This window comes from Nonomuraea roseoviolacea subsp. carminata, from assembly GCF_024172185.1.
Classification (GTDB): domain Bacteria; phylum Actinomycetota; class Actinomycetes; order Streptosporangiales; family Streptosporangiaceae; genus Nonomuraea; species Nonomuraea roseoviolacea.
In genome coordinates this window covers 2,396,348-2,409,257 of record NZ_JAMZEC010000001.1, presented here as the reverse complement: position 1 = coordinate 2,409,257, position 12,910 = coordinate 2,396,348, and the positions used below count along the sequence as shown (strand labels likewise).

At 71.1% G+C, this 12,910-nt stretch carries 13 protein-coding genes; 8 read left to right on the top strand and 5 right to left on the bottom strand.

Annotated elements, in window-relative coordinates; genetic code table 11:
- Positions 1-30 precede the first annotated feature (30 nt).
- Positions 31-924, bottom strand: a complete 894-nt coding sequence (locus HD595_RS10800) for a LysR family transcriptional regulator (RefSeq protein WP_253768111.1) — start codon at positions 922-924, stop codon at positions 31-33.
- 136 nt (positions 925-1,060) lie between these two features.
- Here HD595_RS10800 and HD595_RS10795 point away from each other — a divergent pair, with 136 nt between their 5' ends.
- Together HD595_RS10795 and HD595_RS10790 are read left to right on the top strand one after the other, a co-directional pair.
- Positions 1,061-1,243, top strand: coding sequence for a tautomerase family protein (locus HD595_RS10795; RefSeq protein ID WP_253768109.1), 183 nt, complete (start codon positions 1,061-1,063; stop codon positions 1,241-1,243).
- Positions 1,244-1,382: 139 nt separating this feature from the next.
- Positions 1,383-2,248, top strand: a protein-coding gene (locus HD595_RS10790) for an IS5 family transposase (RefSeq protein WP_420540749.1) whose coding sequence is annotated in 2 segments (ribosomal slippage) — positions 1,383-1,779 and positions 1,779-2,248 — 867 coding nt in all. Because the reading frame shifts where the segments join, the coding sequence is not laid out codon by codon here.
- Between the two features lie 17 nt (positions 2,249-2,265).
- Here the strand turns inward: HD595_RS10790 and HD595_RS10785 are convergent.
- The 3 genes from HD595_RS10785 to HD595_RS10775 form a co-directional block, all read right to left on the bottom strand.
- Positions 2,266-2,706: an acyl-CoA thioesterase gene (locus HD595_RS10785; protein ID WP_253768107.1), complete on the bottom strand. Its 441-nt coding sequence runs from the start codon at positions 2,704-2,706 to the stop codon at positions 2,266-2,268.
- A gap of 295 nt (positions 2,707-3,001) precedes the next feature.
- On the bottom strand, positions 3,002-3,910 hold the full coding sequence (locus tag HD595_RS10780) for a MurR/RpiR family transcriptional regulator (protein WP_253768105.1): 909 nt from the start codon (positions 3,908-3,910) through the stop codon (positions 3,002-3,004).
- Positions 3,907-5,337 carry a glycoside hydrolase family 3 protein gene (locus HD595_RS10775; protein ID WP_253768103.1) on the bottom strand — a complete coding sequence of 477 codons (1,431 nt, stop codon included), beginning with the start codon at positions 5,335-5,337 and terminating at the stop codon, positions 3,907-3,909. The genes HD595_RS10780 and HD595_RS10775 overlap by 4 nt, the downstream gene beginning before the upstream one ends.
- Before the next feature lie 164 nt (positions 5,338-5,501).
- Here HD595_RS10775 and HD595_RS10770 point away from each other — a divergent pair, with 164 nt between their 5' ends.
- Positions 5,502-7,058: a glycoside hydrolase family 10-like protein gene (locus HD595_RS10770; RefSeq protein WP_253768101.1), complete on the top strand. Its 1,557-nt coding sequence runs from the start codon at positions 5,502-5,504 to the stop codon at positions 7,056-7,058.
- Positions 7,059-7,075: 17 nt separating this feature from the next.
- Positions 7,076-8,176, top strand: coding sequence for an anhydro-N-acetylmuramic acid kinase (locus HD595_RS10765; protein ID WP_253768099.1), 1,101 nt, complete (start codon positions 7,076-7,078; stop codon positions 8,174-8,176).
- A gap of 41 nt (positions 8,177-8,217) precedes the next feature.
- Here HD595_RS10765 and HD595_RS10760 read toward each other — a convergent pair whose 3' ends face one another.
- Positions 8,218-8,862, bottom strand: a complete 645-nt coding sequence (locus HD595_RS10760) for an FHA domain-containing protein (RefSeq protein WP_253768097.1) — start codon at positions 8,860-8,862, stop codon at positions 8,218-8,220.
- A gap of 181 nt (positions 8,863-9,043) precedes the next feature.
- Here HD595_RS10760 and HD595_RS10755 point away from each other — a divergent pair, with 181 nt between their 5' ends.
- The 4 genes from HD595_RS10755 to HD595_RS10740 all read left to right on the top strand — a co-directional run bounded on the left by HD595_RS10755 (position 9,044) and on the right by HD595_RS10740 (position 12,899).
- Positions 9,044-10,165: a citrate/2-methylcitrate synthase gene (locus HD595_RS10755; protein WP_253768094.1), complete on the top strand. Its 1,122-nt coding sequence runs from the start codon at positions 9,044-9,046 to the stop codon at positions 10,163-10,165.
- A complete protein-coding gene (locus tag HD595_RS10750; RefSeq protein ID WP_253768092.1) occupies positions 10,162-10,455 on the top strand; it encodes a DUF3017 domain-containing protein in 294 nt (97 codons plus the stop codon). The genes HD595_RS10755 and HD595_RS10750 overlap by 4 nt, the downstream gene beginning before the upstream one ends.
- A gap of 53 nt (positions 10,456-10,508) precedes the next feature.
- Entirely contained in the window at positions 10,509-11,723 is a 1,215-nt protein-coding gene (locus HD595_RS10745; protein ID WP_253768090.1) for an NADP-dependent isocitrate dehydrogenase, read from the top strand.
- A gap of 141 nt (positions 11,724-11,864) precedes the next feature.
- Positions 11,865-12,899 (top strand): polysaccharide deacetylase family protein, encoded by a 1,035-nt coding sequence (locus tag HD595_RS10740; protein WP_253768088.1) that lies wholly within the window; start codon positions 11,865-11,867, stop codon positions 12,897-12,899.
- The last annotated feature ends 11 nt before the right edge of the window (positions 12,900-12,910 follow it).

Genomic DNA, 12,910 nt, shown 5'->3' with positions numbered 1-12,910 from the left:
CAGGGCTGACCCGAGGCGAACAGGTTGTCGTCAGGTCCTGTCACCACGGCAGGCCGCGAGCAGGACACGGGGAACGGCACGCGAGCGTCGCACGGCGAGCGAGGTCGGCAGGGTGAGGACGCGGTCGCGCAGACGGCGGAAGACCACCCGCGGAACACTGGTCATCGCGGCGTTGGCCGCGTAGACGACCGTCCAGGTGGGGGCGCCCGCCCCGACGGCGGCCAGGGTGTCGTGCATCGTGCTGGCCGCCGGAGCCGGAACGGGCTCGAAGCCGGCCTCATGGCAGGCGTTCACCACCAGATCGACCAGGGCCGGGTTGGTACGGCGGTCGGTGAGCCGCAGCGGCAGGCCGGCGAGGTCCGCCAGCGCCGGCGGGTCCCCCGCGGCGAGGGGATGGCGGGCGGGCAGCGCGACGAGGAGCTCCTCCTCCCAGAGCGGGATGAACCGCAGCTCGGGGTCGTCGTCCGGCACGGCGGCGCGGACGAACGCGGCGTGCAGGCGGTCGCCGACGAGCCGCGCGAGTCTCTCCTTGACGGGCAGGGAGACCAGCTCGACCCGCACGCCGGGCGCGTGCTGCTCGTAGGCGTCGAGGATCCGGTCCAGCCGCGGGCCCAGGCCGGTCACGGTGCCGAGCCGGAACACGCCCGCCCGCCCCTCTCCCGGCCCGGCCAGCGCGGCGACGGCGGCCCGCGCCTCCTCCTCGGCGGCGAGGATCTTGCGGGCGCCGGGCAGGAACAGCTCACCGGCGGCGGTGAGCCGGACATGCCGGGGGGATCGGTCGAACAGCTCGACCCCCAGCTCCCGCTCCAGCCGCCTGATGTGCTGGCTGACCGCGGGCTGGCCGAGCAGGAGGCGTTCGGCCGCCCGCCCGAAGTGCAGTTCCTCGGCCACGGCCACGAAGCAGCGCACCTGACGAAGCTCCACGGGCCCGAGCATAAGTGACGATCAGCATCAGTGATCGCAGCAGGTCCGGACTGCGTCTGGTTCCCGGCGCGCGGCGCCGATTGACTGATGGTGCGCAAAGCGCAGCAATCCACACCACTCATGGAGGAGACACCTCATGCCTGCCGTCACGATCCAGCAGCTCCCCAAGGACCCCGAGCTCAAGCGGGACCTGGTCAACCGGATCACCGACGCCTTCGTGGACGCCTACAAGATCCCGGCGGACAGCGTGCACATCTGGATCCAGGACTACCCGGCCGACGGCTACGCCGTGGGCGGCACGCTCGTCGCCGACAGGTGACGACCCTGGCGGCCCCGGCTGTCGCCGCCAGGCGGGGCCGCCGGTCCTAGGGCGTGTTTTGTGGATCAGGAGGTGGGTTCAACCTCCTGATTCGCCGATTCGGGCAGCGCGATGAGCTCGGGTGTGGCTCGATGGGTACATGGTCCGTCGCCATGAGTTAACCGATGCCGCGTGGGAACGTATCGCGCCGCTACTGCCGGCCCACCCAGGACGAGGTGGCCGGTGGCGGGATCACCGTCAAGTGCTCAACGGCATCGTGTGGAAGATCCGCACCGGTGCCGACTGGCGGGACATCCCCGAACGGTATGGCCCTTGGCAGACGATCTATCAGCGGTTCCGTCGCTGGTCAGCGGATGGGACGTGGCAGCGGCTGCTGGAGCATGTCCAGGCTCACGAGGATGCGGCAGGAGCGGTGGACTGGTCGGCCGTCTGCGTCGACTCGACCATTGTCCGGGCCCACCAGCACGCCGCGGGCGCCCGTAAAGGGGGAACCCGGCAAGGACGAACCATCACGTTGGGGATCAAGGCGGACAGGCGCTCGGGCGCTCGCGCGGCGGACTGACCACCAAACTCCACCTGGCCACCGACGGACGCGGCCTGCCGCTGGCGTTCGTTCTCACCGGCGGCAACATCAACGACTGCACCGAGTTCACCCGTGTGATGGCAGCCGTTCGCGTCCCTCGGCTCGGCCTTGGCCGTCCCCGCACCCGGCCTCAGCACGTCATCGCTGACAAGGGCTACAGCTCCCGGGCCATCCGTACCTATCTGCGCCGGCGGGGTATCAGCGCGACCATCCCTGAACGCGTCGACCAGCTGGCTGGGCGAGCTCATCGAGGGCACCGGCGCTGCGCGTTCGACCCTGCCCGTTACAAACGTCGCAACGTCGTCGAACGCTGTTTCAACCGGCTCAAGCAGTTCAGAGGCATCGCCACCCGCTACGACAAGCTCGCCGTTCACTACCAGGCAGCTGTCACCATCGCCTGCCTGCTGCTATGGCTTGCATGAGATCCACAAAACAGGCCCTAGCGCAGCGGGGCGATCGCGCCCAGCGCGTCGATCAGGGGGGACGGCAGCGGAATCGTGGCGGAATCGCCGGTCGCCACCGTGACGTAGACGACGCGGCCCGTGCAGGTCGTCCTCCCGTCGCGCCGGAAGGCGAAGTCCAAGGTGAAGCTCTTGCCTCCGATACGGGAGGTGCTGATCAGCACCTCGGACCGTTCACCGCCCTCGATGCCCTCCTTCCAGTCGAGTTCGGCGTGGGCGACACGCACGTCGAAACCCAGCTCGGGCCACTTGTCGTACGGCAGGCCGCGGTGGGCGAAGAAGCCGGTCACCGCCTCGTCGACATAGGCCAGGTACCACATGTTGAACATGACGCCCTGGCCGTCGATCTCGTAGAAGCGGGGCGTGAACGGCTGGGCGAAGACCTCGCCGAGGTCGGCCGGGGGCGCGGTCTGGTCCATGGGAAGCCTTTCTCGAGGGCGGCGGCCACGACGGATGCCGACGCGTCGCCGATCGTCGTCCTTCGCGCAGTGGTCGTGCAACCGCCCCGCCAGCATGGCCGGTCAACGACTCGGGGGTCCGGGGGCCGGCAGGCCCCTGGTCGGGGTGCGGGGCGGAGCCCTGCTGGGGGCGTCCGAGCGGAGCGAGGGCCATGCCGTTGGCGGGGGTCGAAGGGGGCGGGAGCTCCCTGGGGGGCGCGGCCCGAATGCCCCTCGCGCGGAGCGCGCCCCCCGTGAGGACCTTGCTCTTCGGACGTCAGCGGAGCCGGTAGCGCTCCGTGGCCTCGCGGGTGGCGCGGATGGCGGCGTCCGCCGTGTCGTACGTGCGCTGGGCGAGCCCGACGAACACGCAGTCCACGATCAGGAGCTGGCTGATGCGGCTGGCCAGCGCCCCTGGCCGGAAGGCGGTCTCCCGTCCCGCCGACACCATCGTGTGGTGGGCCAGTCCCGCCAGTGTCGAGCGCGGGTTGTTGGTGATGCCGACGACCATGGCGCCGGCATCGGCCGCCGTGCGGGCCGGGACGAGCACGTCCGGCGTCTCGCCGCTGCAGCTGATGGCCACCGCCACGTCGCCCTCCTTGAGCAGGGCGGCGCTGGTCAGCGCCAGGTGGGCGTCCGCGAACGGGTGGCTCGACAGGCCGATCCGCAGCAGCTTCTGCGACATGTCCGTCGCCACCAGGCCCGACGCGCCGACCCCGTAGACGTCCACGCGGCGGGCGGCGGCGATGGCCGTGACGACCTCGCCGAGCTGTTCGGGGTCGAGCTGGGCGGCCGTGTCCGCCAGCGCCTCCGACTCGGCGCGCGCCACCTTGGCGATCACGTCGGTGAGCGGGTCCTCGGGGCCGAGGTCGCCCGGTACGAGGCGTTCGGGCTCCTTGGCGACCGCCACGGCCGCCGCCAGCGCGAAGCGCAGCTGGGAGTAGCCGCTGTAGCCGAGCACCCGGGCCGTGCGGACGATCGTCGCCTCGCTCGTGCCGGACACCGCGCTGAACTCGGTGATCGTGCTGCGTACCACCAGCTCGGGGTCGTCGAGGATGATGCGCGCGATGGCCCGCGCCGCCGGGGTGAGGGAGGGGAGCACGGCGCGGACGGCGGCGGCGGGGTTGGCGGGCTCGGGAGGCGGGGCGGCCCGGCCCGCCGCCGCGCCCGTGAGGCGGTCGGTCATCGCGTCAGCCATTCGGCCGCCGCGCGCGCCGACACGCGGGAGATGCCGTGCGTGGCGACGTGCGCCGCGCCCTGGGGCGGCCCGGCGATGCCGGTGTCCACCACGATCGTGTCCGGCCGCACCCGTACGGCCTGCTCCACCCGTTCCCGCACCCACGCGTGCCGGGCCGCGTCGTGGACGGCGAGCACGACGGGCCGCTCGTCGAACGCCGGCAGTTCGCCCCCGTCGGTCATGCGCACCCGCTCGGTCCCCGGCAGCAGCTCGGCCAGCGCCGCCGTGAGGCCCGTCGGCATGGACGGGTCCACGGCCTGGCTGAGCCGCGTGTTGACCTCCACGACGAGCGGCGGGCGGGTGAGCCGGGCCGTGCCGGTCGTGGTCAGGGCGGCCCTGGCCGCCTCCAGGCCCACGCCGGGGTCGGCGTCGGCGACGGCCGTGGCGCGGGCCGCCGCCTGCCCGGCGTACCAGCGGGAGACCGCGCGCACCCGGGACGCCGCCTCGGCCAGGCGCTCCTCCGGCAGGACCCCGTCCTGGACCGCCGTCACGATGGCCGATCGCAGCTCGGCCAGGCCGTCCTCGGTGACCAGGCCGGCGCAGACGGCGTCGGCGCCGGCCGCGAGCGCGCGCACCGCGATCTCGCCGGGGGAGTGCAGCGCGGCGACCGCCCGCATCTCGATGGCGTCCGTGACGAGCATCCCGTCGAAGCCGAGCTCCTCCCTGAGGAGGTCGGTCAGGATCGTCCGGCTGAGCGTCGCGGGCGCGTCGGGGTCCAGGTCGGGGACGAGCAGGTGACCGGACATGATCGACTGGACGCCGGCCTCGACGGCGGCGCGGAACGGCGGCAGGTCGCGCTCGGCCAGCGTCTCCCGCGAGACGTGCACGGTGGGCAGCGCCAGGTGCGAGTCGGTGACGGTGTCGCCGTGCCCGGGGAAGTGCTTGGCGCAGGCGGCGACCCCGGCTCCCTGCACGCCCCGCACGTACGCGGCCGTGTGGCGGGCCACCAGACCGGGCTCGGGGCCGAACGAGCGGACGCCGATGACCGGGTTGGCGGGGTTGGCGTTGACGTCGGCCGAGGGCGCGTAGTCGAGCGTGATGTCGGCCTCGGCCAGCATCCGGCCGATCTGGCGGCCGACCCGCTCGGTCAGCTTCACGTCGTCCACGACGCCGAGCGCGCGGTTGCCGGGGAACGAGCTGCCCCGCTCGACCTCCAGCCGGGTGACCGCGCCGCCCTCCTCGTCCACGGCCACGACGACGGCCGGGTTCTCGGCGCGCAGGCGGCGCACCACCTCGGCGTCCGGCCGGTTGCGGGCGAACAGCACCACGCCGCCCAGGCCCTCGCCCAGCGCACGGCGCATCCAGTCGGGCACCTCCACGCCGTCGTAGCCGGGTTGCAGCACGGCGGACGCGAGCCCGTACAGGTCAGTGGTCATGGGACCTCCTTCGCCGGTCCCGTGACCAGGCGGCTGTGGGGGACGGATGTCACCGGTGACGCCGGGGCGGGCGTGCGCGGCATTTTCCTTCACGATTATTGAACTGAAGGTAATTTTCTGTCATCGTCGCCCTCGACACAACCGCTTCCGAGAGGCCACCCCCCATGCCGAGCAGAAGGACAGTCCTCAAAGGTCTCGCCCTCGCCGCCGCCGCGTCCGCGGTGCCGCTGCCCGCCTACGCCGACCCGACCACCAGCCCCACCGCCGACGGGGCCGCGTACGTCCCGCCGCTGCACCAGATGCGCGGCATGTGGATCGCGTCGGTGGCCAACATCAACTGGCCCTCGAAGCAGGGGCTGTCCGCCGACGAGCAGAAGGCCGAGTTCATCGCCTGGGTCGACCTGGCCGTGCAGCGCAAGCTGAACTCGGTGTTCGTGCAGATCCGGCCGACCGCCGACGCGTTCTGGCCGTCGCCGTTCGAGCCGTGGTCGCACTGGCTGACCGGCGTGCAGGGGCAGGACCCCGGCTACGACCCGCTCGGCTTCGCCGTGGCCGAGGCGCACAAGCGCGGCCTGGCCTTCCACGCCTGGTTCAACCCGTACCGGGTGTCGATGCAGACCGACCCGTCCAAGCTGCACCCCGACCACCCCGGCCGCAAGCACCCCGAGTGGATCCTGCCGTTCGGCGGCAAGCTCTACTACAACCCCGGCCTGCCGGAGGTCCGCAAGTTCTGCCAGGACGCCATGCTCGACGCGCTCACCCGCTACGACATCGACGGCCTGCACTTCGACGACTACTTCTACCCGACCAACACGACGGCGTTCGACGACAGCGCCGCCTTCGCCCAGTACGGCGCAGGCTTCCCCGACCTGGCCACCTGGCGGCGGCACAACGTCGACCTCATGGTCTCGGAGATGCAGCAGCGCGTCCGCGAGGCCAAGCCGGAGGTCGCCTGGGGGATCAGCCCGTCGGGCATCTGGCGCAACAAGGCCAGCGACCCGCTCGGCTCCGACACCAGCGGCGGGCAGTCGTACGACGGCCTGCACGCCGACACCCGCGGCTGGGTGAAGAAGGGCTGGCTGGACTACATCGCGCCGCAGCTCTACTGGTACATGGGCCAGCCGCCGGCCGACTACTCCAAGCTCGTCCCGTGGTGGTCCGACGTGGCGAACGGCACGAACACGCTGCTGTGGATCGGCCAGGCCGCCTACAAGGCCGGCGACCCGGCGCAGGCGGCCGACTGGCAGGACCCGGCGGAGCTGTCCGACCACCTCACGCTCAACCGCGCGCATCCGCAGGTGTCCGGCGACATCTGGTACAACGCCAACGACGTGCGCGTCGACCGCATCGGCTCGATCAGCACGGCGGTCAACAACCACTACACGCGCCCCGCGCTCGCCCCGGTCGTGCCGCGCCTGGCCGGCGGGGAGCCGCCGCGCCGGCCCGTGCTCGCCTACGCGCTGCGCCGCTCCGGCGGCGTCGAGGTGCGGGCGGTCGCGACCGGCCGGGACGAGCCGTTCCTGTTCGCGATCTTCCGCTTCTCCGGGCGGCCCGGCCAGGGCGCGTTCGACAACGCGAGCAACCTCGTCGCCGTCGTCCCCGGCGACCGGCAGGTGCGCTGGGTGGACCCCGAGGGCAAGCGGGGAGACCACTACCACGTGGTGGCCGTGGACCGCGTCAACCGGACCAGCAAGCCGAGCAACGGCTTCGTGGTCATCTAGCACGGGCAAGGAGCGCGATGCGGGTTCTGGGCCTCATCTCCGGCACCTCGCACGACGGCATCGACAGCGCCGTCGTCGACTGGTCGCTGAGCGGCGGCGTCCTCACCGGCGTGGTCGAGCACACCGGTGAGGAGCCGTACGAGGCCGGGCTGCGGGCCCGCATCGTGGCCGCCCTGCCGCCGAACCGGGTGGACATGGGCGAGGTGTGCGCGCTGGACACCCTGATCGGCCAGGCGTTCGCCGAGGCGGCGGCGCGCGCGCCCTGGGCCGAGCTGATCTGCTCGCACGGCCAGACGCTCTTCCACTGGGTCGAGGACGGCCGGGTCAGGGGCACCCTCCAACTCGGCCAGCCCGCCTGGATCGCCGAGCGCACCGGCCTGCCGGTCGTCTCGGACGTGCGGGCGCGCGACGTCGCGGCCGGCGGGCAGGGCGCGCCGCTCGTGTCGTACCTGGACCTGCTGCTCATGGCCGGGCTGCCCGGCCGCTCGGGCGCGCTCAACCTGGGCGGCATCGCCAACCTGACCGTGCGCGAGCCCGCGATCGCCTACGACACCGGGCCCGCGTGCGCGCTCATCGACGCCGCCGCCCCGCCGTACGACGAGGACGGGGCGCTCGGCGCGGCCGGCGCCGTGGACGAGAGACTGCTGGCGGAGCTGCTGGCCGAGCCGTACTACGCCGAGGAACCGCCGAAATCCACCGGTAAAGAGTTGTTCGCGCCCGGCTACGTCAAGGCCGACCTGCCGCTCCCCGACCTGGTGGCCACGCTGACGGCGCTGACGGCCGAGACCGTGGCCGCCGAGATCCGCCGGCACCGGCTCGACACGGTGATCGTGTCGGGCGGCGGCGTCCGCAACCCCACGCTCATGGGCATGCTGCGCGCCCGCGTGCCGGACACCCGGCTGCTCACCAGCGACGAGCTCGGCGTGCCCGCCGATGCCAAGGAGGCCATCGCCTTCTCGCTGTTCGGCTGGCTGACCGCGCACGGCCTGCCCGCCACCGTGCCGAGCTGCACCGGCGCCACGGGGGCGCGGGTGCTGGGCACGCTGACGCCGGGCTCCGATCCGCTGGCGCTGCCGGCGCCTCTGGCCGAGGCGCCGGTGGCGATCCGCTTCACGTAGGCGTCCGAATCGGCTTCGTGTGGCGATCGGACGGAACCGGTCTACGAGGCCCGGCGGCCCGCCGCGGACGGCTGGTCGGCCGGGGTGCCCGTGCGCTGCGGCGGCACCACGGGGGTCGGCCGGACCAGGCCCAGCGCGACCACCTCGTTGGCCAGCCGGGTGCGCCGGTTGGTGCCCTCCGGGATACGGAACTTCTGGTACAGCCGCAGCAGGTGCTGCTTGACCGCGGCCTCCGTCACGACCAGGTCGTCGGCGATCTCGCGGGCCGTCGCCGGGGCCACGAACGCCTCGTCGGACAGCGCCGGCCGGCAGAGCGAGGTCAGGACGTCCACCTCGCGCCTGGTCAGCTCCGGCGCCGCGGCCCTGCGCAGCTCGACCTCCGGGGCGAAGTCCTCGCGGGGGACACCGCCGATGCGGCCGCGCGCCGCGCCGAAGGAGACGACGTCGCCGTCGTCAAGGACCCTCCGGGCGATCGGCCTGCCATTCACCCGCGTGCCGTTGCGGGACAGGCCCAGGTCAACGACGTACAGGTAGGGTCCTCGCCTGACGAACTCGGCATGGAGCCGAGACACGCTGGGGTCGGTCAGCCGGATGTCGACACCGCGGCCCCTCCCGACCGTCGTGATCTCGGGGCGCAACGGGACCACCTCGCCGGTGTCCTCGATGCGTATGAACGGCCCCTCCACGGCAGTTCCTCCCCAGGTAGCCCGCCGTAACTCTTACTACAGCTCCGGCTTACCCAAACGAGGGGATGGGGAATCGCCTTTGCCATAAGGAGAATGACGCGTGAAATTGGTCTGGACCTTCGCGGACGGTTTTGCCTGCTCACGGGTAGACTTCCACCGAAGATAACCGGAGGAAACACTCATGGCGGACAAGCCCACGAAAGGCCTGGCCGACGTCGTAGCAGCGTCCACGGCGCTGAGCGACATCGACGGTAAGGCCGGTCGCCTGTTCTACCGGGGATACGACATCCACGACCTGGCAGGCAGAGCGACGTTCGAAGAGACCGCCCATCTGCTCCAGCGGGGCAAACTGCCCAACCGGGAGGAGCTCGACGCCTTCGGGGAAGAGCTGGCGCGTGGCCGTGAGCTCGGAGCGCTCGCCGCGGCGAACATCGCCGAGATCGCCGAGAAGCAGAAACCGATGGAGGCACTGCGCAGCCTCGTCTCCCTGTCCGCCGCGGACGATGCCGACCGTGACTCGATCGCCCCGGACGCCAACCTGCGCAAGGCCGCCCGTCTGACCGCGCAGCAGCCGCTGCTCGTGGCCGGCTACCACGCGGCCCGGACGGGGGGCACCCCGCCGGAGCCGAACCCGGAGCTGAGCATCGCGGGCAACTTCCTGCTCCAGGTCACGGGCCGTGAGCCGGGGACGCGCGAGGTGGAGATCTTCGACGCCTGCCTGGTGCTGCACGCCGACCACACGATGAACGCCTCCACGTTCGCCGCCCGGGTGTGCGCCGCCACGCTGTCCGACATGCACTCCGCGATCGTCGCCGCCATCGGCACGCTCAAGGGGCCGCTGCACGGCGGCGCGAACGAGCAGGTCATGAAGACGCTGGAGTCGCTGTCGCCGGACGACGTGGCGCGCTCGGTCAGGGAGAAGCTGGCCGCGCACGAGAAGATCATGGGCTTCGGCCACCGGGTCTACAAGACGGAGGACCCGCGGGCCACGCACCTGCGCCGCATGTCGCGGGAGCTGGCGGAGGCGTCGGGCGACGACACGTACTACCGGATGTCGAAGGAGATGGAGGAGGTCGTCCTCGAGGAGAAGGGCCTCTACCCGAACGTCGACTTCTACGCCGCGACGGTCTACCACTACCTCGGCATCCCGACGGATCTGTTCACGCCGGTCTTCTCGATCAGCCGCATGGCGGGCTGGACGGCCCACGTGATCGAGCAGCACGCCGACAACCGCCTGATCCGTCCCGACAGCGAGTACATCGGAGAGCGGGACCAGAAGTGGAAGCCGATCGAGGAGAGGTGACTCCGTCGGATGAGAGTTGGGGGCCGTACCCGCTGATCCTGGCGGGTGCGGTCGTGGCTGTCGCCGTGACCCTGCTGGTGGACCCGCGGTGGGGCGGGTTCACGCTGGGCGGCGCGGTGATGGTGGCCGCCGCCCTGCGCTTCGCGGGGTACGGCGGCCAGCTCGCCGTGCGCAGCAAGAAGACGGATGTCGTCACGCTGGGCGTGTTCGGCTTCGTGCTCGTGCTGACCTCCTTGTTGCTGGGGAACAACGAGCTCAAAGCCCTCATCCTCTCCCTTTTCGCACGCTGACTCGGCGGTCCGATAGCCTCGACGCATCAATTCATTGAAGGGGAACCATTCGCATGCCCAAGATCAAGGTGGAGGGTCCGGTCGTCGAGCTTGACGGCGACGAGATGACCAGGATCATCTGGCAGTTCATCAAGGAACAGCTGATCCTTCCCTACCTCGACGTCGACCTGAAGTACTACGACCTCGGCATCGAGCACCGCGACGCCACGGACGACCAGGTCACGATCGACGCCGCCAACGCCATCAAGCAGTACGGCGTGGGCGTGAAGTGCGCCACGATCACCCCCGACGAGGCGCGGGTGGAGGAGTTCGGCCTGAAGAAGATGTGGCGGTCGCCGAACGGCACGATCCGCAACATCCTCGGCGGCGTCATCTTCCGCGAGCCGATCATCATGTCGAACGTGCCGCGCCTGGTACCGGGATGGACCAAGCCCATCGTGGTCGGCCGTCACGCGTTCGGCGACCAGTACCGCGCGACCGACCTGAAGATCCCGGGCGAGGGCTCGCTGACCCTGACGTACACCCCGAAGGACGGCTCCGAGCCGATCGAGCTGGACGTCTACGACTTCCCCGGCCCCGGCGTCGCGCTGGCCATGTACAACCTGGACGAGTCGATCCGCGACTTCGCGCGCGCGTCCATGCGCTACGGCCTGGCCCGCAACTTCCCGGTCTACCTGTCGACGAAGAACACGATCCTCAAGGCGTACGACGGCCGCTTCAAGGACATCTTCGCCGAGGTCTACGAGAACGAGTTCAAGGCCGAGTTCGAGAAGGCCGGTCTGACCTACGAGCACCGCCTGATCGACGACATGGTCGCCGCGGCCCTGAAGTGGGAGGGCGGCTACGTCTGGGCGGCCAAGAACTACGACGGCGACGTGCAGTCCGACACGGTCGCGCAGGGCTTCGGCTCGCTCGGCCTGATGACCTCGGTCCTGATGACGCCCGACGGCCGCACCGTCGAGGCCGAGGCCGCCCACGGCACGGTAACCCGGCACTACCGCCAGCACCAGCAGGGCAAGCCGACCTCCACCAACCCGATCGCCTCGATCTTCGCGTGGACGCGCGGCCTGGCCCACCGCGGCAAGCTCGACAACACCCCCGCGGTGACCGAGTTCGCCGACACGCTGGAGCGGGTCTGCGTCGAGACCGTCGAGGGCGGTCAGATGACCAAGGACCTCGCGCTGCTGGTCGGCGGCGACGCCGAGTGGCTCACCACCCAGGACTTCCTGGCCGCGCTGGACGAGAACCTCAAGAAGAAGATGGCTTGATCGTCCCGTTGGGGAAGGGCCGCCTCAGGGCGGCCCTTTTCGCTGTTCCGGGCCATCTCTTGGGAGTCCGGCGGGCGTGGCGTAGTTGATCACCGGGGTAGGAGCCTCCCAAAGGAGTCGTACCTGTCTCGGGGGGTTCGGATGCGACTGCGTGTCTCGATCGGGGTGGGCCTGGCCGCGGTGGTCGCGCTCGCGGGCTGTGGCAGTGATCCCGTGCCCAAGTCCGGCACCGGCAAGGCCGACACGGCGGCCCAGACCAAGCAGACCCGGGCGGCCAAGCTCGCGGCCGCGGCCAAGGTCAAGGCCAACGAGCTCGGCCAGGTGCCGGTGCTCATGTTCCACCGCGTGATCAGGAACCCGACGACCACCGACGACAGGACCCCCGAGCAGTTCCGCGCCGACCTCGAACGGCTGGCCAGGGACGGCTACGTGCCGGTGACCGCGGCCGAGTTCGTCACCGGCAAGATGGACATCCCCGCGGGCACGCATCCGGTCGTGCTCACCTTCGACGACTCCTCGCCGTCCCAGGTCACCCTGGACGAGGTGGGCGTGCCCAAGGCGGACACGGCGGTCGCCATCCTGCGCGAGGTGGCGGCCAGGCATCCCGGGTTCCGGCCGGTCGCGACGTTCTACGTGACGCGCGACATGTTCGGCAAGGCGACGCCGGAGGAGCAGGCGCAGACGCTGCTGTGGCTGAAGCAGAACGGCTTCGACATCGGCAACCACACGCGCGACCACGTCAACCTGCGCGGCAAGTCGAAGCAGGAGGTCGAGGAGCAGATCGGCTCGATCGCCCAGCAGATCGGCGCCCTCGCCTACGTCAAGCCGGTCACGCTGGCCCTGCCGTACGGCAACCAGCCGAGCCACAAGGAGTGGGCCGCCCGCGGCAAGCTCGGCAACGTCTCCTACGACCACAGCGGCGTCTTCCTGGCCGGCTACACCCCGGCGGCGTCGCCGTTCAGCCGCTCGTTCGACCCGCTCGGCATCCCGCGCATCAGGGCCATGGACAAGAAGGGCGACTGCGCCCAGTTCTGCTCCACGGCGTGGCTGGACTGGCTGAAGAACAACCCGGACATGCGCTACACCTCGGACGGCGACGTGACGACGGTGGCGTTCCCCAAGTTCAAGGACCCGTTCCTGCGCACCACGTACAAGACCCGCGCCCTGCCGTACTGACGCGCGCCCGG

Bases quoted from the DNA above. Each gene is read 5' to 3' on its own strand.
- HD595_RS10795 (WP_253768109.1), top strand. From the start codon at position 1,061: ATGCCTGCCGTCACGATCCAGCAGCTCCCCAAGGACCCCGAGCTCAAG.
- HD595_RS10755 (WP_253768094.1), top strand. From the start codon at position 9,044: ATGGCGGACAAGCCCACGAAAGGCCTGGCCGACGTCGTAGCAGCGTCC.
- HD595_RS10780 (WP_253768105.1), bottom strand. From the start codon at position 3,910: ATGACCGACCGCCTCACGGGCGCGGCGGCGGGCCGGGCCGCCCCGCCT.
- HD595_RS10785 (WP_253768107.1), bottom strand. From the start codon at position 2,706: ATGGACCAGACCGCGCCCCCGGCCGACCTCGGCGAGGTCTTCGCCCAG.
- HD595_RS10770 (WP_253768101.1), top strand. From the start codon at position 5,502: ATGCCGAGCAGAAGGACAGTCCTCAAAGGTCTCGCCCTCGCCGCCGCC.
- HD595_RS10765 (WP_253768099.1), top strand. From the start codon at position 7,076: ATGCGGGTTCTGGGCCTCATCTCCGGCACCTCGCACGACGGCATCGAC.
- HD595_RS10745 (WP_253768090.1), top strand. From the start codon at position 10,509: ATGCCCAAGATCAAGGTGGAGGGTCCGGTCGTCGAGCTTGACGGCGAC.
- HD595_RS10740 (WP_253768088.1), top strand. From the start codon at position 11,865: ATGCGACTGCGTGTCTCGATCGGGGTGGGCCTGGCCGCGGTGGTCGCG.
- HD595_RS10775 (WP_253768103.1), bottom strand. From the start codon at position 5,337: ATGACCACTGACCTGTACGGGCTCGCGTCCGCCGTGCTGCAACCCGGC.